Origin of the sequence: Ruegeria arenilitoris, assembly GCF_013035425.1 — a bacterium.
GTDB lineage: Bacteria > Pseudomonadota > Alphaproteobacteria > Rhodobacterales > Rhodobacteraceae > Ruegeria > Ruegeria arenilitoris_A.
This window is the reverse complement of sequence record NZ_WQHX01000018.1, coordinates 1-19,978: the sequence shown is the minus strand read 5'-3', so window position 1 is coordinate 19,978 and position 19,978 is coordinate 1. Positions and strand designations below refer to the sequence as shown.

The following is a 19,978-nucleotide window of genomic DNA, read 5'->3' as shown; positions in this document are numbered from 1 at the left end:
TGACGATGTGGGGATCTTCCTCAGATATTGGGGCATCCCCAAGTTGCGGCCTCGTAGCGCATCTGTTTGCTGCGGTTGCACCATCGTTTTTTCGGTTTTTGCGCTAAGTTTTGCACTGAGACAGGCGAAGCCTGAAAAACCGGAGGTCGAACACAGTGCGCATAACGGACAAGGCTGAGTTTGAAGTCAAATTGGGTGAAGCCGAAACCGATCAATCCCGCACCACAGTGTACTACGACGGGTCTTGCCCTCTGTGCTCAGTTGAGATTGGGCATTACGCCATCGTGCGATGGCGCTGAACGTTTGAGTTTTGTTGACGTGTCGAAGGCCGACGCCAACTTCGGTAACGATCTAACCCGGCAACAGGCTATGGATCGCTTTCACGTGCGGTTACCAGACGGGAAACTTGTATCGGGGGCGCGTGGGTTCACATTGCTTTGGGACACTCTGCCCAAATGGCGCTGGCTGGCTCGGCTAACGCGTATGCCGGGGATCACACCTATGGCTGAGCTTGCGTACCGCGTTTTCTTACCCCTTCGACCGGTGCTGTCCCGGATCGCGTCTTGGTTCGGGGCGAAGCCGGTCAACCAGATTGACACGCAGATGGGAGCTCAGAGTTGGATAGCAGACCGAGCGTTAAGAAGCCCCAAGGTCTGCTATGCGGATAGAGGCGCCGTCGGCTGCAGAAAAAACCTGCAACTGGTGTAGAATAACGTCGCGCAGACGATGGCGTCCAATGTCGGTTTCCAAGCCTTCTATGTTTCGTCGATCTTCGAACATTTGCCCCCGTTTTGTGGATTTGCTTGGTGCAAGCATAATGACAGAAACACGCAGACGCATTTTGTCGACCAAGAGGGTTCCCATGGCACTCAGAAATTCCCCTGCGTCAAACGCGCAGCCTAGCTCTATGAATTGGTTAGTAGAGAATGCTGCGCGAGTTGCACTGCCTATTCGCCAAAAGCTACCTGTCGCATTCTTGATAGTGGTCCTTTTGATGGTGGCATTGTCGCTAGCTGGACTATCAGAACTGCGACGAGCGAATATTAGAGCCGCAGAATTGGTAGGTGATCAAATTCGGATAAGCACTTTGCGGTCCATCGAACGTAGCATCTCAGCGATTAACCTTGTTGGGGCAGAGTTGTTTCTGAACGTCGGAGATCAATCTCAGAACAATAATCTCGCCAAAAAGTTCTACGATGAAGTGTTGCTCTTCCGAGCGGCCGCCGCGCAGACAGGAAATGAGAGAAGAGCCACGCACTTTCTTACAAAGAAGTATGAGAAAGAATTCTTTACCAAGGAAAGAGACGTGCAAACTGAAGCTTCAAAAATGCGTGCCTTGTATGTCCAAGGAGACGTTTCCGCTGCCAGACGTGTCTATGACACAGCCCTTTCAGAGGCACTTGAAAAGTTTAATCGCGTTGTTTCTTCGATCTCCTTTGACCTGGGTCGGGAAATGCAGGCGCGCGTCGAAGAGAATGCCAAAGCGTTTGAGAAAGCCCAAAATTTAGTTGTAGGCACATCCGTCTTAGCAATTGCGACGGCGCTGTTGCTCGGTTTAACGATTTCAGCATCTGTCACGCAGCCTTTGGACCGAATACGTAAGGCATTGGGGGAACTATCGTATGGGCGTTTCAATGCACGTGTATTCGTGCCAAATCGGGACGAAATTGGAGAGCTAGCCCAGCACGTTAACCAGACCAGCGCGAAGTTGGGAGAGTTATATGACGAGGTACAACATCAGAAGGCGGAATTGGCTACACTGAATTCTGCACTGGAAGACAAAGTTAAAAAACAAGTTCAGGAGATTGAGCGCGCAAATCGTTTGCGGCGGTTCTTGCCGGCCCAAATTGCCGAGTTGATCGTTTCAGAACCTGAAGAAGAGGATATACTGCGTACTAAGCGCGCCGAGATCAGCGTTCTGTTTATTGATCTGCGTGGGTTTACCGCCTTTGCAAACTCCGCACCGCCAGATCGAGTGATCGAAGCACTTAACGCATTTCACACTGCCAGCGGCCCGTTAATCGAAGCAAGCGGCGGCACACTGGAACGTTTCCTGGGCGATGGTCTTCTGGTGCTGTTTGGCGCACCAGTTTCCGTAGAGAACGCGGCACAAAAGGCCACAGAACTAGCGCTGGATTTACGCGCGGCGGTCAGGATCGCGATAAAGCCATTTGGGACTGGTGGGAAAGAGCATCAACTTGGGCTCGGTATCGGTATTGGTACGGGGACAGCAACGTTAGGCCAAATCGGTTTTCAGGCTCGTCGCGATTATTCGGCGATTGGACCTGCGCCGAATTTGGCAGCCCGCCTATGTGAACAAGCAAAAGATGGTCAGATATTGATTTCTCAGGCAACTGCCAATCAGATTGATTTTGACCTGCGACCTGCAGGCCCTTTCAGCTTGAAGGGCATTGGAGGCTCCGTCGTCGCTTTTGAGTTGTGAGATCCTTGTTCAAATTAATGGCAGCATTGGGCTCGATGTAGACGTTCGGAGAATTCCGCTCAATGTCTGCTACGCGGACAAAGCGGACCTTACGGGTATGTCGTAACTAACGCACGTGACCTAAAGGCTGGTGGAAAGGGTTGGTCGGCTTGGTAAGCTCTGGAGCGGCAATCTACGTAACCCTTTGAATTGCAAGAACTTTCTACAATAGCTCGTGTTCTCTAAAACCAAGCTTCTACGGTTGATTTTTTGACTCAACTCTTTGACTCAGTCATTCTTCTCCAGGGGGGGAACGCGATATGAATGGCGCTGACCAGAAAAGCCAAGCAGACAGGTACGAAGAAGGTATAGCGCTTCTGGATGTTGGTGTCGGCATATTCGATGACGCACTCCGACTGGTTTACTGCAACCCCGCATTTCGCGAGATGCGACGCTACCCAAAAGAGCTCTGCCGCCGTGGTGTTAGTCTAGAAGATTTGCTGCATTTCAACGCCGAACGCGGAGATTTTGGCGCGGGCAAAACTGATCGGCTAGTGGCCGATCGAATGAATGAGATTGGTGCCTCTGGTGAGCGCGCGCTCGAGCATGAGATGGCAGACGGGCAGATTCTAGCGATCAGCTATCGCAGAACGGCCTCTGGAGGAACGATGGTCACCTATCAAGACCGCACCGCCGAACGAAAAGCAGAAAGAGCATTGAGAGAAAGTGAGGAGCGCTACGCGCTTGTTTCAGACGCTGCGGAAGAGGCAATCTACGATTGGCACATTACCGACGACCAGTTTTATGCGTCCCCACGACTTGAGACTTTCCTAGGGCTTGAGACCGGTCCTAAGGGAGAGAGAACGTGGGTATGGCAAGACATTATTCATCCCGACGATTTGCCCTCTTACTTGTCAGCGTTGGAGGCGCATATATCCGGCAAGAAGAAACGATGGGAATGTGAGTACCGACTCAAAGTAGCCAGCGGAAAGTGGCGCTGGGTATCGGATCACGGCACCTCGATTCGCGATACTAACGGCTACGCGACGCGTATGGTGGCCGCAATTCGGGACATTACACCCAAGATTGAACGGGATGCAGCCCTTGCCGCAAGTGAGGAAAGATACCAGTTGGTCACTCAAGCTACCAGCGATGGAATTTATGATTGGGACGTGACCAATGATGTTCTGTTTGTCTCTGCTGACCTGAACGATCTACTCAGTTTGGACGAGGCCAATTCGTCTTCGACACGATGGGCCGAGCAGATCCATCCGGATGATTACGACGCTTATGTCAAGGCAATCGTTAACCATTTCAAGGGCGGGACTGATGCCGTTGAATGTGACTACCGGCAGAGGGCGCGTGATGGCGGTTACCGTTGGGTTCACGACCGAGGCGTTGGTGTGCGAAACGCCGAAGGCCGGGTCGTTCGGCTTGTCGGTGCCGTGCGCGACATAACTGAAATCCGGGATGCACGGGAACGAATTGCCCGAATTGAAGGTCGGCTACTCGGAGCAATTGAAACGATCGCCGATGGTTTGCTTTTGGTGGGACCTGAAAATCGCGTCGAGTTATTCAACGACCGCTACGTCCAGATCTTCAGCGACGCCGCTGGCGGCGCCGATTTGAGCAACCTAATTTATGAGGGCCGCGAATTCTTCGACATGATCCGCAACGGCTATGAGCTTGGGATGTTTACCGAACATCCAGACGGCGTTGACGGTTGGATCGCTGCCCGCCGCGTCGCTTGGGAGAAGCCAAAGGCGAACTGGGAACTAGAGTTGGGCAACGGTGTGTGGATCATGCTCAACGAACGTCGCCTGCCTGATGGTGGCCGCATCATGGTTTACAACGACATAACCGAATTCAAACGCAGGGAGGCAGATGCGCAGGCCGCACGGCAGCGGTTTGAAGACGCAATTGAAGCGATTTCGTCTGGTTTTGCATTGTGGGATGTCGAGGATCGGCTAGTTGTATGTAATGAGCGCTACCGCACCTACATGAGCGAACTCGCCGACAAGGTCGTACCCGGCGTGAAATTCGAAGAGATCATCGGTGCCGGCATCAAGCGCGGCCTATTTCCACTTTCCGAAGGAGAAGTAGAAGGGTATCTTGAGAGAATTGCCGAAAAACGCAAGAAAGCCTCGGGCGAACCACGCGAACAGCTAGTCGCCGGGTACTGGCTGCAGATTACGGATCACCGCACTTCGGATGGTGGCATCGTCTCGATCTATACCGACATTACCGAACTGAAGACCAAACAGCTGGAGATCGAACAACAATCAGCGATCCTCGAGTTAACAATGGAGAACATGGGCCAGGGGATTACGCTGGTGGATAAAGAGCTGCGCACAATTGCGTTGAATTCGAAATTCCTCGACCTCATGGAGTTTCCTCGCGAACGCTTTCGCCCCGGATTCACAATGGAAGAGGCATTTAGGTTCAATGCTGAACGAGGGGAATATGGGCCGGGCGACATTGATACCCAAGTGCGCGAGCGGGTGGAACTGGCCGCAAAATTCCTACCGCACAAATTTGAGCGTATTCGTCCTGATGGTACGGTGATTGAGATTATCGGCAACCCTATCCAAGGTGGCGGCCTAGTTGCAACTTACACTGACATTACGGACCGCAAACTCGCTGACGAAGCACTGAAAGCGGCACTGGCAGAATTTAACGCGGTCATCGATCACGTCGACTATGGAATTCTGTTCATGGGACCGGATTTACGTGCGCGTATAATAAATCGGGCATTTGCGCGAATTTGGAACATCGATCAGAAATTCATCGACCAGCGCCCAACTATGCAGGAGCTGATAGAGTACAACAAGGGCACAGGAGTCTATGATGTCGCGCCGAAGGACTGGGATGACTGGCTGTCCATGCGGGTCGAGGCAATACGGGCAGGAAACATGCCACCGGGCGAGTTGTGTCGGGCTGATGGCATGACTTTGAGTTTCCAATGCGTGGACCTGCCGGATGGCGGTCGCATGCTGACCTATTTCGATATCACCGAACTAAAACGGCGTGAAGCGGAGATTTCCAACGCGCGTGATGCGGCTGAACAAGCCCTCAACGATCTGCGGCAAGCCCAAGAACGGCTCATCCAGTCCGAGAAGATGGCCAGCCTAGGCCAACTTACTGCCGGCATTGCCCACGAGATCAAGAACCCGCTGAATTTCGTCAACAACTTTGCCAAATTGTCTGACGAGTTGTTGGAAGAATTACACGAGATATTAGAAGACCCGATCGCGGCTCTGGAGGAAGAGGATCGCGAGGAAGCTAAGGACCTATGGCAGACAGTACGCGGCAACTTAGGCAAGATAAACCAACACGGTCAACGTGCTGACAGCATCGTTAAAAACATGCTTCTGCATTCCCGTGAGGGGCCAAGCGAGTTGCAACGTGTTGCACTAAACCCGATCGCAGAAGAAGCGCTGAACCTTGCCTATCACGGTGCTCGGGCGGAGGATTCCAGTTTCAATGTCGAAATACGAGCCGACATTGATCCCGACGTTGGCCAAATCGATTGCTATCCGCAGGATTTGATGCGTGTTTTTCTTAATCTCATCAGCAACGGCATGTATGCGGCCAACAAACGTAAAGACGCGGAAGAAGGTGACTTTTCACCGACTATCTGGCTATCGACGCGAGCCAATGGTGACCTCGTCAATGTCACTATTCGCGATAATGGTACGGGCATTCCAGAAGAAATGAGGGAGAAAATTTTTCTACCGTTTTACACCACAAAACCCGCGGGTGAAGGCACAGGGCTCGGCCTTTCGTTGAGCTATGATACCATCGTCAAGCAGCATGGTGGAACTTTGACTGTGGACAGTAAGCCAGGGGATCACACAATTTTTGTCGTTTCGGTCCCGGTCCATTCTCGGGGGGACCTAGCATGACAGGACAAATTCTGATGGTAGATGACGAACCCGACGCACAGGACCTGATTCGACAAAATTTTCGGCGGGAGATACGAAAAGGAGTCTACAGTTTTGGGTTTGCCGGGTCTGGCGAGTCCGCCTTGGACGCAATAAGTCATTCGAAAGAAGAAGTAATGTTGGTGCTTTCGGACATCAACATGCCCGGCATGTCAGGAATCGAGCTTTTGCAGGAACTGCGCGCTCGCTGGCCTGAATTACCGGTTATGATGATCACCGCCTATGGTGATGCAGCGACCGAGGCGAAAGTCCGGGAACTGGGAGCGGAACAGTTCCTGACCAAGCCCGTCGATTTTGTTGAACTGAAAGAGCGGCTCTCACGATTTGTCGGAGATGCGACGTGACGCCGCCACGCATTCTTGTTGTCGATGACGAGCCCGACCTTGAAGCGTTGATTTCGCAAAAGTTTCGGCGTCGCGTACGCAAAGGGGAACTCGATCTATTGTTTGCTCATGACGGCAAACACGCCCTCGAAGTTCTCGAAGAGAACCCTAAAATAGATATCGTCCTTTCCGACATAAACATGCCCAGGATGGATGGCCTCACTTTGCTTGAGCGGTTGAGCGAGATGGAAACTGATCTGCAAACTGTTATGGTTTCGGCCTACGGCGACATGAACAATATCCGCGCGGCTATGAACCGCGGGGCTTTCGATTTCGTGACCAAACCGATCGAGTTCGAAGATCTCGACCGGACCATTGCCAAGACGCTGGAACACCTTGAATTGCTCCGCCAATTGCGCACGGCCCGTGATAATGCCGAGCAAGCGAGATTGACGCTGTCACGGTATTTCTCTCCTACGGTGGTTGAGACGTTGTCGCGTGATCCAGAGGCAATAGAGGCCAAGGGCGAGCGCCGCGTAGCAACCTTTCTATTTACTGATCTGGCCGATTTCACTCAGCTGGTAGAAAGCTCGGATTCCGACCTGATCGTCGAAATTCTCAACGAATACCTAGATGGCATGACCCGAACAATCTTTTCGCACGGCGGAACAGTCATGAAAATCATAGGCGACGCCATCCAAGTAATATTCGGTGCGCCAGTTGACGACCCGGAACATGCCGCGCACGCGGTGGCCTGCGCCTTGGCGCTCGACGAATTTGCCCAAGGTTTTCAGAAGAAACTACTGGATCGCGGCATCGCGTTGGGAGACACGCGCATAGGTGTGAACAGCGGCGGTGCGATCATTGGCAATTTCGGCGGCAAGAGCTATTTCGACTATACAGCGTATGGCGATGCTGTGAACACTGCGGCAAGGCTGGAACAGGCTAACAAGACGATAGGGACGCGCATCTGCACTTCGGAAAGTGTTGCCAAGGGGATCGACAACTTCTCTGGCCGCCCAATTGGAAGACTCTTGCTGAAAGGCAAAACGCAAGCGGTGACCTGCTATGAACCCTTGTCAGAGGCGCTTGTCGACAGCGATCAAGTGAGAGATTACAAGGCGGCGTATGAGCTGCTAGAGGCGAGTGACCCCAAAGCGCGCCAATCCTTTGCGGCGCTTTTGGTCGAGTGCGAAGACGATCCCTTGATCTTGTTTCACCTTGGTCGATTGCTGGCCGGCGAAACTGGTGCAGACATTGAAGCAGTGGGTTGATCGCCAGACCTGTCCCAACGTCATTACCGCTAAACAACCATGATAAGGCTGCCCAACACTCGCCGCGAGCCGGTCGACCCCGACCCAACAATAACAAAAGGGTTGCCTATATCGGCGGCAAGAACTGCGATTATGCGACGTTTCATAGACGAGCAATACCACACAGCTTACTAACCAGCGCATGTCCACTTCGGGCTCTTAACAGTCTTTCGCTGCGGAGCTTCGCGCACAATTCTAATTAACGGCAACATTGGGCTCAGAGCGGTCGTTCAGCAGAAACATCTTTAGCGACCGCTCTGCGGACGAAGCCGACCCTGAAAATTAAAAGATTAAGCCCCTTCGAGTTGTGGGCATTTTGTAGTTATTTTGACTGACTGAGTTGCTTGTCCATCTCAGGAAATGACGCCGCCCAGAAATCCGCCAAAAACGCTGAAGCCTCTTGTTCGGAAATTTCCGAACGAGTTCCGTCGGTACTCTCGCGTTAATTCATTTGGATAGCCTTAGTTCCGTTGGCAAAAGTCCACAGGGCTGTCGTTCGTTGCAACTTGCTCCAATGCATGCGACGTGAACCAAGCCGACGTTCAGGACAAAAATTTTGAAGTTCCTACTGTGAATGGCTGCTCCTCGCAAAAGCGGACGGTGGCGGAAATTTGAGCGATGGCCTTGTTGCGGACTAAGAAGACGTTCCCGACCGAGCGAAAATAGCGACTTCTTCGATTTCCGAAAATAGATGCGCGGGGTGCAAAGGTAGGGTTCACCCCGCGCGACACTCAGTTCAGCGTGTTTTTGTAGATCAAGCCGTCTTTCATGATCAGACGTATCGTCTCTGGGCTGTCGGGACGTGGATCGGCACCAAACCATTGATCGCCGGTTCCCACCACCGAGAAGTCTTCAAGCGGGTTACCGTCGATCAGCAGGATATCGGCATAGGCCCCCTCCTCGATCACCCCGAGCTTTCCGGCCGTGTAGGGGTTCGTGAAATCACCGGACATAGCAACGACTTCACCGCCGATGGAGGTCAGCGTAACCATCGACTGGTAGGGGCCGAAGAACTCGTTGTTGAGATGCTTCTCGTAGGCGATCTGGATGTTGCAGGCTTCGGCCGAGCCAACGCAATCCGTCTGGAAACCCCGTTTCACCGGGCATTCCTTCATATTCGGAATGTAGTTCGCGAAAGTCGCGGACGCCGATATCGCTTTCGCGAGGCTCTTGGGTTCGTTCTTGACCGAGGGGATATCCAACAAACCCGGATCAAAAGCCGTCAGGTTGGTCGTTATGTAAGCCCCTTTCTCGTTCATGACCTCGGCAATCTCGCAATCGAAGGAGAAGCCGTGTTCGATGGACATCACACCGGCCTCCAGGGCGTTCATGATTGCTTCCTTGCGGTAAGAATGCGCCATGACATAGGTACCGTATTCGTTGGCAACCTGAACGGCAGCTTCGATTTCTTCCTTAGAGCCGGCGAGCAACTGCCATGGGTCAAAGGCCGAGATCACCCCGCCAGACTGCATAAATTTCAGCTGTGTCGCCCCCATGCGCATGTTATTACGACCATACAGGTAGACATCATCGACACCGCTGACCTGTTGCGCCATGTTCAGATTACCGAAGTTGGTCTGTCCGCCCGGCGGCGAGGTGAAGGATGCGAAGTCAGCGTGGCCGCCGCGTGTCCCGAGGAACGCGCCTGACGCATAGTGACGTGGACCGACGATCTGTCCGGCGTCGATGGCCCTCCGCAGACCACCGTTGGCGCCGCCAGCATCTCTTACAGTCGTAAATCCTTGCATCAGGTACATCTCGGCCATCCTGGTTCCATGGATGGCGAAATCTTCCCAAGTCGAGTTCGTTTCCATGGAAGCGATAGACGGTCCCATGAGCATGAGGTGTGCGTGAAGCTCGATGAAGCCAGGTGTCAGTGTCCTACCGCCGCCATCGATCACCTCCGCATTGGGGGCCTCGATTGCCTCGGTCGATATTGTCTTGATCATGTTGCCCTCGACGAGGACCGACGCGTTCTCGATCCGCGCCTCGTTAACACCGTCAAAGATATGGACATTCGTGAACAGGGTTTGTGGCGGTTCGTCCTGCGCCTGTGCGGATACCGCAGCAAAAGTGAGCGCAATCGCGGCGGAAATTCCTGCAATCCCTCGAATCATCCTTTCCTCCTTAATGATTGGATTTAGAAGGAGCATAGCGCTATCTCCTTCACGGTGCTGGCCAGTATTTGGAAAAAATGGCTAGGAAATTTTCCAAAAATGGCCAGCACGTCACTCGACATCCTGTACTCTCTGGCCATGCGACACGTGATTCTTGCCCTCCAATGAACACCCAGGCCGACGGGTTCATCCGGCTACAGCTGGCATTGCCGTTCGTGCAGCGTGTCCGGGGCATGGGAAAGGACCCTGCACCGGCGCTGAAGGCACTGGCCCTCGACGAGAAGATGATGAACGATCCGTCGGCGACCGTTCATGCCGAGATCGTATATGGACTAACCAACGCGCTCGCCGAGACTGCCTCGGACCCACATCTGGGCTGCCACGTGGCCGAGAGCACCGACGTAACGCTATGGCCGCCAGCTGCCGAGGCCATAAAAGGTGCGAAGACGGTGGGCGAGGTCTTGATCCGGTTCGTAACGCTGGTCCCGAAATCGACGAGCGCCGTGAGCTACGCTGTACGCGTCGAAGACTCACAGGCGATCTTCTCGGCCAGGCAACTGATCCGGACGTCGAACAAGCCAGTTCAGACCCATGGGTTCGGGATTGCCCTGTACGTCCAATTTCTCAGAGCGCTTGTCGGCGAGGACTGGGATGCGCGCCGGGTATTCATCAAGACTCAACATCCTGAATCCGTCCCCAACTTCTATCAGGGATTGCGTATCCGCCGTGTAGAGGAGCATGAGTACGCCATGGTTTTCCCGACCGCGTGGCTACTGGACGAAGTGAGTACCGCGGCCGAACTGCCCTCCGTGCCGGAGGCCGAGTCGACGCCCGACCTGTCGATTATCGCCGCCCTGCGCAACGCCGCGCGGCCTTTGTTGGCTGACCGGGCTCTGGGGGCCAACGAGATAGCGGCAGCGCTTGGATTGAGCGCTAACCGGCTGCAAGCAGCCCTGCGTCTGCAAGGCACGACCGTTCCACGCGAACTGAAGCGGCTGCGGGTCGATGCCGCCCGCGAAGCACTGGCCGAGGGCGACGCCCCTGTATCTGATATTGCCCGCGACCTCGGCTATCACGACCCATCGCATTTTACGCGTTTCTTTCGATCTCAAGTGGGCGAAACGCCGAGTTCGATTCGAACGAAGGCGCTAAGTTCAAGTGCAAAGAGTACGCAGAAGCACCTGCCTGACCCAGATTGAAACCGATACATCGACCCATTGGCTGGCATCGCTTCGCTACGCCGGTCTTCCGCATCAAGCAGCCTTTTGCGATGGCAAAACCAGCGACTACTTTGGGCTCAACGCAGTCACCTGACGGATTTACTCAGATGACCGATTAGCGGCCTTGAGCGGACGTTCACCCCCGAAAACTCGGAGCTTCGAACAGGAACGACCGCTTTCAGCAAAAGCGGTCGCTCTCCCAAATCTTGGCTACGACCGGCTTGCGGACAAAGCAGCTGATCGTCACAAGCTGCCCTAAGTCTGCCTCGAGAGTACTAGATAATGACAGTTCTGGATTTACCTACAAATCTGGCATTCGAACAAACAAAACGCGTAGTTTCGAACTGGGCTGAAGCGCGCCCAAAGCGTTACATTAGAACCAGCAGACGTTCTGCAGCCGTCGAAAGTGAGCCTGTTGCTTTCCTTCAGTGCGGACAATCCAAATCAGTCCACGCCAAGCGCGCGCAACACCTCGGAAGCCGCCAGATAATCTGGTGCATCAAACCCTGACGTGAATTTGCCTTGTACACCTGACAAAAGGGTGGAGGCCTCTGCCCGAGCACCACGCACCGCCAATAGTTTGGCTAAAGGAATAGCGGCACGACGCTCCCAACTGAGTGCCGACTGATTTTGCGCAACCAGTATCGCTTCGCGATAAAAGTGTTCGGCTTTGCCAGCATCGCCAACGGCAAGTGCAAGCTCAGCCTGTGCGCACTTTGTGTCTGCTTCATCCCACCGTTGACCGGTCTTATCCATCATCGGATCAATTTCGTTCAGGGCGCTTTCCGCCTTCGCGATAGCGCCAAGACCGATATATGCGCGCGCTTCTGCACGCAGTACACAGCCGATGAACAACCAGGTATTAGCCTTTATCAAAGCAGATTTGCAGTCTGCGACGTCTGCCAGAGCCGCTTCGTATTCGCCCTTTTCCGCGTACATGGCCGCGCGCGGAATAAGGCCTATTCTGCGCCAAATATCAATCTTCGCCAGATCGCTGAACGCTAGTGTTTTGTTTGACCACTCAAGAGCATCGGGATCGCGGTTCAGATACTTCAGGTACGAGACATGCCCAAATAAATAGGCTTTGCTCAAGGCGGGATGATCAGGCAAATTGGCGATCTCAACCGCCGCTTCTGAGTGTTCATAGGCACTTGCAATATTACCAAGAAACCACTGCGTCAAAGCCAAGTAAACACTCGCTGCTGCTTTGGCGTCTGTTCCGAACCGGCCGGCCTGATCTGCATCGCGCAGAGGATTATATAGGCTAAGAGCTTGATTGTAGTAAGGTAGACTTTCGTTAAACCGGCCCATCATTGTTTGAGAGGTCGCGACCATACGGTTCGCTATGCTTCTGAAGTTGTGTTGGTCTTCCTCAGGCAAGTCCCTAAGCACCGATAGCCCCAATGCTTCGGCCTCTGGCAAATTGGCACTGACGTAACGGCTGACCCACTCTCCATATCGCACAACGGGCCATTCTGGCGCATAATCCAGCCCAACCAGCAAGCGGCTTGCCTGTTCGAAGGCTTCAACAGTCGATTTCGCGGAGTAGCCTTCTGCGCCGATCAAAGCTACGCCCCGCTTCGTCGCCACGGACAGCATCTCGCGTGGACTGTTTCCATTAACTTCCAGCAGGCGTAAAGCTGCCAAGTAGTGCGCGACGCCCTCGCGGTAAGCCGGTCGACGAACTGCCTGATCACCCGCCTTGTGATAAAATTCGATAGCGGTGTCGGTCATTCCAGCGGCCTCGGCATGCCGCGCGACAATTTCGGGCGGGGCCGCGTTTTGCAGTGCTGCGACAAGCCGTTCGTGAACTTTGCGCCGCCGGGACAGAAGCAGGCTTTCGTAAGCCGCGTCGCAGACCAGCGCATGTTTGAAGACATACCGCTCGTTTTCGCCCACGCCGCGTCGGAACACCAGTTCGGCAGAGGCAAGTCCTGCCAGCCCCTGCCTGAGGTCGGCTTCATCGCGTCCTGTGGCCGTCATCAGAAGATCGAGATCAAACTCACGACCGATACATGCCGCGGATTGCGCGATTTCTTTGATTTCTGGAGTGCGGTCCAACCGCGCCATGAGCGAATCGTGCAGCGATGCCGGGATCGCTGCCTTTCCACCTTCAACAACGGCTTTCGTTAATTCCTCAACAAACAAAGGAACACCGTCTGTGCGCTGGATAATGACCTCGACGGTTTCGGTAGTCAATTTTGCGCCACCCAGTCGCTCGACGATTGCGTCCACGCTGGCCCGACCCAGCCGGTTGAGCGCCAGCCGCGTCACATGCGGATGGGCTGCAAGGTCCGGCTGACTGTCCGGCCGCGACGTCAGAACCATCAACACAGGTGCGTCTGCCACCGCATCTATCGTCAACTCGAGCAACTCCAGCGTCGTCGGATCGATCCAATGTGCGTCTTCCAGAAAAAACGCGACGGGTTTGGCCTTTGCAAGAAGTTGTACCTGTCGCGATAATACCTCTAGCGTTTGCGAACGCAGCGGTCCGGGCGCGAGACCATGCGCGCCATACCGAGCGCGTGCATCAAGACCCATGAGGTCCGCAATAATCGGCATGTCGGCACGGTCAAATACCGCCTCAAGCTTGGTCAAACGGATTTCATCGGTATCGTCGCGCGAAAACCCTGCTGCGCGCTGCAACTGTTGCGTCACCGGCCAGAAAGCACTGTCCCCATGGAATGGAGAGCACTGATAGAGAAGACGGGTATGTGGCTCTTCTGCGATTTTGTCTTCTAGTGCGCGCATAATGCGCGACTTTCCGATACCCGCTTCTCCCACGAGAAGCACCGCTTGTCCTTCTCCGCTGCATGCGTTTCTCCAGCGCTCCAACAGGAGGGCCAGTTCCTGATCTCTGCCCACAAGCGGGTGAGCCATGCCATCCGCGCGCAGCGCAAAGCGGCTTTCACGGGTGCGCTCACCCAGCACCTTAAATGCAGATACGGGCTCCTCAATGCCCTTGATATTTAAAAGGCCTGTCGACTCTGTTCGGAAGGAAGGGGCAACAAGTCTGTGTGTTGCCTCCGCAACGAAAATTTCTCCTGCACCCGCCGCTGCTTCCAGTCGCGCGGCTAGATTGGGCGCATCGCCAACCACCGTTTGTTCAAGCGCAGTTCCATGGCCCACCAACTCACCGACTACCACAAGGCCTGTGGCAATACCGATCCGGCAGGCAAGGCTTTGCCCACCTGCCTCTAAATGCGCCACAGTCTGGACCACGGCAAGCCCCGCCCGCACGGCGCGTTCTGCTTCGTCCTCATGCGCTTGCGGCCAACCAAAATACGCAATGACGCCGTCACCCATAAATTTGGCCACATGTCCGTTCATACGCGTGATTTCGCCGGCGACAGCGTTCTGGTATGCTTTGATGCAAGCGGCCATTTCTTCTGCATCCAACCGGGCGGAGAGAGCTGTTGATCCGACGAGGTCAATAAACATTATGGTAAGTTGGCGCCGCTCGCCTTCGGCGGATGAGCTGGGCGCTATTTGCGCTTTTGAATTTTTCTCAGTGTCATCAGTTGTTCTGGGTGGGTTAATCTCAATCCGCTGAATGGCAGCCCAGATTTTGCGCCGTGGGCCTAGCGGCAAACCTAATTCAACGAGGTCTTCTTCTCGCAAGCTCGATATGGTATCGAAATCAATCTCCGCCTTCTGAAATTCTGGAGCGTATTTCTCCAGCCCGAGGCCAGCCAGCCAGCTTGTAACCTTGGTCATTCATATCCTCCACGACACAGGAGTATCGAGTTTACGCTGATTGGCAAAGCGCATTATCTATCTTTGAGCATTGTAATAAACGGCATGGTATTTGTGCTAATATTGACATTCAACAACAGCGCAGCATTTGTCAAAATGGGCTCGAAGCAGACTTTCGCTGCAACTTGATTGAACGTCTACTTTGCGGACCTAGCGGACCTTCACACATCAGCGCATGTCGGCCAAAGCAGTACCATTACATTTGACCTGAATCAGGCAAAATACATTCAAGGTAGACAAGAAAGGGATCGAGTTCGGGCGGGTTGAAGTTTCCAGGATAGCGTTGGACGTAGCTAAATCCGTAGTGTTCGTAGAGCGAAAGCATCGGCACGTTGCCCTTCACAGTATCGGCTAAGATCCGGCGGCAGCCAATCGCTCTGGCCTCAGAAAGTCTGGCTTCCAACAACTTGCGACCAAGGCCCGTTCTCTGTGCTTCGGGTCGCACGTACGTGCGCTTAAATTCAGCAGTATCTTCGTTAATCAGTCGGAATGATCCGGTGCCCACAATTCGTCCATCGTCGTCATAGGCGAAAGCGAGACGCCCTTTTGGCGGCAGTGTTTCCTCGACGTGTGCCAGCGTCTCGTCCGCAAGTTTTGCGGGCGACAGTTCCGGCCCACCAGCCGCAGAAAGCCGCGAAGCGATTCCTTGGAAATACTCCGTCATCAGAGCGTGATACGCATCCGCGTCACGCAGTTCAGTCACGAATCGAACGTCGTAAGTCATGTTCTTCCGATAGCACGCGGCTGAGGTGGCGCGAATGACCGCTCTGCGGAAAAAAGCCGAAGTTTCTGTTTGCGGTGTCGTGCATCATCAAGTGCGGCCATGGTAATTGCATATCGGCAATCTAAAGTTGTGCGCGACAGCAGCCGTGACGCTATTCCAGCGTGCCGCCTTTGCGCAATTTTTCGAGGTAGGTTTCCAGATCGGTGTTGCAACAAAGACCTGCTTTGATGAGGGCTTCGCCAAGGTGACGAATGTCTGCTTCATACCTGAACGGCCACCTTGTCAGGTAAGTTTCGATACCCGGTGAGAAAAATAGTAGGAATTCATCATATCCTTCCAGCGCAACCTTTGCTTCTTCTGTCCGGCCAAGATGTGTGTAGGCGACGCTCAGTGGCATGAGGACTGCCCTGTTTTCCGGGTTGAATGCCAGAGCCCGCTCTAGTGTATTGGCAGCTTCCTCGTAGCGTTTCAGTATCAGCTGGGCGACGCCGCGAGCGTAGAGATGGCTTCCCGGGAACTGGGGATCAAGTTGCACCCCAAATTCCGTGGATGTGATCGCCGATTCTGCCTGGCCGGAAAAGATCTGAGCCCAGGCCATCGCCAAGTGGCCGGCCGGATCGTTTTCGTTCAAGCCGACGGCCCGTTCTGCCTCACGCAAAGCCTGTTCATATTGCCTGTATTCCAACGAGATCTGGGATTCAATCTGGTGCGCAAGCGGAGTAGGATTACGCATCGCCTGTCTGAGGTTCGCTTCCGCCTTATTCAAAGCGCCGTACCATGACACACCGTTTGATTTGTCAGGGTTCACTATGATGGACCAGGCATATCCGTTCCGATAGGCGATCCAATACACGGCAGCGAGCGCAGCCCAGGCCTGTCCATAGCTCGGGTCTAGCTCGACCGACCGTTCCAGATGGGGAATTGCCTTGACAAAATCCTCTGGGGTGTTGCGGCGGAAAAACTGCCAGCCTCTCAGATAAGCGTCATGCGCTGCCGTGCTTTCCGTGTCCCTTTTGGTTCGGCGACTTTGTTCGTCGGGCGAAATCGTGATCTGAAGCTGTTCAACAATATTGCCGGTCACTTCGTCCTGAAGTGCGAATACGTCAGCGAGATTTCCATCGTAACGATCGGCCCAAATATGTGCACCGCTGGCACCGTCGATCAGCTGGGCATTAATGCGAACCTGATCACCGATGCGCCGCACACTCCCTTCCAACACAAACTTGACACCGAGTTCTCGGGCAACCTCCGGAACGACAACGGGTTTGTCCTTGTAAGTAAAGGAGGTGTTGCGAGCGATTACAAAAAGGTTGTTTATCTTCGCTAAATCCGTGATCAGATCTTCGGTCATGCCATCAACAAAATACTCCTGGTTTTGGTCGTCAGAGAGGTTGTTGAAAGGCAGGACCGCGATTGACGGCTTGTCGGAGACCGCCGTTAGGGTTGTGGCTTCTGAAGGTGGGTCCTCCCAAAGGCTTTGCGAAAACAACGCAGCCACCAACACGGCTAGCAGTAGGAGGCTTCCAGCCAGAGCCGGCCAGAGCAAGCTTCGCTTTGCCTTGCCCGAGCTCGTATTAACTGCGGGAATGGCAGATTCAAGCATGACCCTGTAGGTCTGAATCGGTTCGGGAATGTTCTTTACAAGCTGCGCACCTGTGTCCTCGAACCCAATGTCGACCTTGCCCTTGATGTGCTCATAAACGTTACCGGAAACGCATATACCACCAGGCTCGGCCAAAGCTTCGAGCCGAGAAGCAACGTTTACGCCTTCACCATAGAGATCATCTCCTTCGGCTATGACGTCACCGATGTTGACGCCAATCCGAAAAATTATCCGATGGTCTTCTGGTACAGATTCATTCCGCTCTTTCATCGAGCGCTGAACATCCGCGGCGAAGTTGATTGCATCAACGACACTGCCAAATTCCATCAGCGTGCCATCTCCCATCAGTTTGACTACACGTCCATTATATTCGGTCGTCTTGGGAGTAAGCAGTTCTTTTCGATGAGTTTTGAGTTTTGAAAGTGTGCCGGCTTCGTCAGATGACATGAGGCGACTGTAACCGACGATATCAGCAGCAAGTATTGTGGTGAGCCTGCGCTCTATCCGCTTTTCACTCACGAAACCGATCCCAGCTGAAATGTAGAAGGTGTTGAAAGCAAGCATATCACACCAGTTCACTCCAACTCAAATCATCGACCTTTTTCGTAAACATAATTACTTATTTAGGTTCTAAGGAAACCCTTCCGATTTAGGCTCAGAGCAGTCGTTTGCTGCGTAGCGGCGCGCTAGCGCCAAATTAATGGCTGCTTTGGGCTCAAGGCAGTCATCTGAGTCTTTCAGTCAGATGACGGCTTAGGAACGGATAGCGGTCATTGCTGGTGGTCATTCCGAGAATTTTCGCCTGAAGGTCCGCATTGAAAGGCAGCGGACGTTCGCTGAAATCTGCTGAACGTCTGCCAAGCGGACAAAGCTGTCGTTCGCTTCGGTACCATCGATCGGTGAAATCGGCTCATCAACCGACAAAACCCGAACGGGTGTCTTTAGAGCGTCACAATCGAGATCAAATCGATTAACAGCAAAACATATATGGCAAAAGGCGCGGCATTCTTATCCGTGCTATGCTAAGTTGATGGGACATCGCTTAGTCTTCCATTTTTTCTGGTAAATGAGCCTGTACATTGAAACGGATCTTGGTTTTCGCGGCGTTTTCAACTGCAAATTCAACCAGCCCATCCGTTGCTCAAAGCGTGGATCCTGATGCCTCCGAGGCCGCTGCACGGGCGGCTTTGTCTGTCTTGAGTATCGCGGCCACCCCAAACGAGACTTTATCCTCGTTTTCTTTTCTTGATGCTTCCGGAGGTGCCAAGAGTCTACGCTCTACGCAGCTGCGAGGAGGTTATTCGGTTAGATTTGCCTGCGCTCGGATTCTACGTTGAAGCGTTTCGTCGCCGCCATCACCCAGTGAGGTCCCACCGGATTGCCTAGACTTGATTACGCGCCAACTGAGAACCTACAACCACGCCAAAATAGTACTCGCAAGCAATGTCGTGACGGGAAGAAAAATTCCAGGCATGGTTTTCTGTCCTTACATTGGCTGACATCTGTGCTCATTGTTCCGTTCTGGGAGATTTGACAACAATGTAGAGCGTGCTCTGAATCGCCAAGGTGAAATTTAGTTCAAATCGCAGCATTGGCAATAAGGGCTCAACGCACTCACCTGACTGATTTACTCAGATGACCGGTTAGCGGCTTTGAGCGGACGTTCAACCCAGAAAACTCGAACTTTCGACCAGGAACGACCGCTCTCACCGAAAGCGGTCGCTCTCCCAAATCTTGGCTACGACCGGCTTGCGGACAACGCGGACATCGTAGTCATTTGGTCAGATATCCGCCTATGGACGGATGGCAGACTTAAACTTGCGAAACGTGAATGTCTGCTATGCGAACAATAGGGGCGCTCAAAGAGGTCGCTGAGCAGAAAGATCGTTGGGATATCGAAGGGCTAAGTCCAGGCGACAGCTGTTCCAACAAGAACCAGAGCCATCCCGGCAGCTTCTTTGACTGAGTACACCTCTTGGAAGAAAAAATGTGAGACTACACCCAAAATTATGACTTCAGCTCCCATTACAGCCACGTAAATAAGCCCCAGTTTTTCATGCCCCAGAGCAGCAACTTCGAATGCGCCAGCTGTCAGCAAAGCAACAGCGATTATAGTTGCCACGCCCAGGTTAGGTAGTGTCCACCATGACTTCATGGCGACCATAGCAATACAGTAAAAAAGAGCAGATAGTAGTGCGAGTGCAGCAACCATGTTCATGATTAAATCTCCCTCGATACCAACAAAATATCAGAAAGAAACTCATTGAGATGTGACCTAATTCACAAAGCAATTCTAAATTTTTAAGGAGTCAATACTACAGATATTGTCAGCGGCCTAGTTGGACGTTTCGTGCTCGGTTCGGTCATTCGCCGAAACTTCGCTAGCGACCGCAATGCGGACGCAGCCGCCGTTCAGTAACACTTGAGAGCGGTTTGAGGCCGTTCTTGGTTATCAGGTCAGCAAAAAACGCTGCTATGTTCATTTGACCAAAGGACCATGCAAGGCGTTGTGCCATTCGATATCGTGCTCCGTGATGCCCATTTCACTCCGTTCAA

11 protein-coding genes are annotated in these 19,978 nt (G+C 53.4%); 6 read left to right on the top strand and 5 right to left on the bottom strand.

Annotated elements, in window-relative coordinates:
* Nucleotides 1-195: 195 nt before the first annotated feature.
* The 5 genes from GOV45_RS22920 (at nucleotide 196) to GOV45_RS22900 (ending at nucleotide 7,963) form a co-directional block, all read left to right on the top strand.
* On the top strand, nucleotides 196-708 hold the full coding sequence (locus tag GOV45_RS22920; protein ID WP_367648722.1) for a thiol-disulfide oxidoreductase DCC family protein: 513 nt from the start codon (nucleotides 196-198) through the stop codon (nucleotides 706-708).
* Nucleotides 709-862: 154 nt separating this feature from the next.
* Nucleotides 863-2,443, top strand: coding sequence for an adenylate/guanylate cyclase domain-containing protein (locus tag GOV45_RS22915; RefSeq protein ID WP_170482773.1), 1,581 nt, complete (start codon nucleotides 863-865; stop codon nucleotides 2,441-2,443).
* 299 nt (nucleotides 2,444-2,742) lie between these two features.
* Nucleotides 2,743-6,327, top strand: a complete 3,585-nt coding sequence (locus tag GOV45_RS22910; RefSeq protein ID WP_170482770.1) for a PAS-domain containing protein — start codon at nucleotides 2,743-2,745, stop codon at nucleotides 6,325-6,327.
* Nucleotides 6,324-6,710 carry a response regulator gene (locus GOV45_RS22905; RefSeq protein WP_170385089.1) on the top strand — a complete coding sequence of 129 codons (387 nt, stop codon included), beginning with the start codon at nucleotides 6,324-6,326 and terminating at the stop codon, nucleotides 6,708-6,710. Before GOV45_RS22910 ends, GOV45_RS22905 begins: the two co-directional genes overlap by 4 nt.
* Nucleotides 6,707-7,963 (top strand): adenylate/guanylate cyclase domain-containing protein, encoded by a 1,257-nt coding sequence (locus tag GOV45_RS22900; protein ID WP_170482768.1) that lies wholly within the window; start codon nucleotides 6,707-6,709, stop codon nucleotides 7,961-7,963. The genes GOV45_RS22905 and GOV45_RS22900 overlap by 4 nt, the downstream gene beginning before the upstream one ends.
* Nucleotides 7,964-8,733: 770 nt before the next feature.
* On the opposite strand, the gene GOV45_RS22895 is transcribed toward GOV45_RS22900, so the two are convergent.
* The gene (locus GOV45_RS22895) at nucleotides 8,734-10,119 is read right to left on the bottom strand and encodes a metal-dependent hydrolase family protein (protein ID WP_170482765.1); all 1,386 of its coding nucleotides are present in this window, start codon (nucleotides 10,117-10,119) and stop codon (nucleotides 8,734-8,736) included.
* A gap of 164 nt (nucleotides 10,120-10,283) precedes the next feature.
* Here GOV45_RS22895 and GOV45_RS22890 point away from each other — a divergent pair, with 164 nt between their 5' ends.
* A complete protein-coding gene (locus GOV45_RS22890; protein ID WP_170482762.1) occupies nucleotides 10,284-11,318 on the top strand; it encodes a helix-turn-helix domain-containing protein in 1,035 nt (344 codons plus the stop codon).
* Between the two features lie 465 nt (nucleotides 11,319-11,783).
* Here GOV45_RS22890 and GOV45_RS22885 read toward each other — a convergent pair whose 3' ends face one another.
* From GOV45_RS22885 to GOV45_RS22870, 4 genes are all read right to left on the bottom strand, one after another.
* On the bottom strand, nucleotides 11,784-15,056 hold the full coding sequence (locus GOV45_RS22885; RefSeq protein WP_170482759.1) for an AAA family ATPase: 3,273 nt from the start codon (nucleotides 15,054-15,056) through the stop codon (nucleotides 11,784-11,786).
* 235 nt (nucleotides 15,057-15,291) lie between these two features.
* Nucleotides 15,292-15,819, bottom strand: coding sequence for a GNAT family N-acetyltransferase (locus GOV45_RS22880; protein WP_170482755.1), 528 nt, complete (start codon nucleotides 15,817-15,819; stop codon nucleotides 15,292-15,294).
* A gap of 151 nt (nucleotides 15,820-15,970) precedes the next feature.
* Nucleotides 15,971-17,986, bottom strand: a complete 2,016-nt coding sequence (locus GOV45_RS22875; protein ID WP_170482752.1) for an adenylate/guanylate cyclase domain-containing protein — start codon at nucleotides 17,984-17,986, stop codon at nucleotides 15,971-15,973.
* A 1,339-nt stretch (nucleotides 17,987-19,325) separates the two neighbouring features.
* On the bottom strand, nucleotides 19,326-19,640 hold the full coding sequence (locus tag GOV45_RS22870; RefSeq protein WP_170482749.1) for a hypothetical protein: 315 nt from the start codon (nucleotides 19,638-19,640) through the stop codon (nucleotides 19,326-19,328).
* Nucleotides 19,641-19,978: the final 338 nt, after the last annotated feature.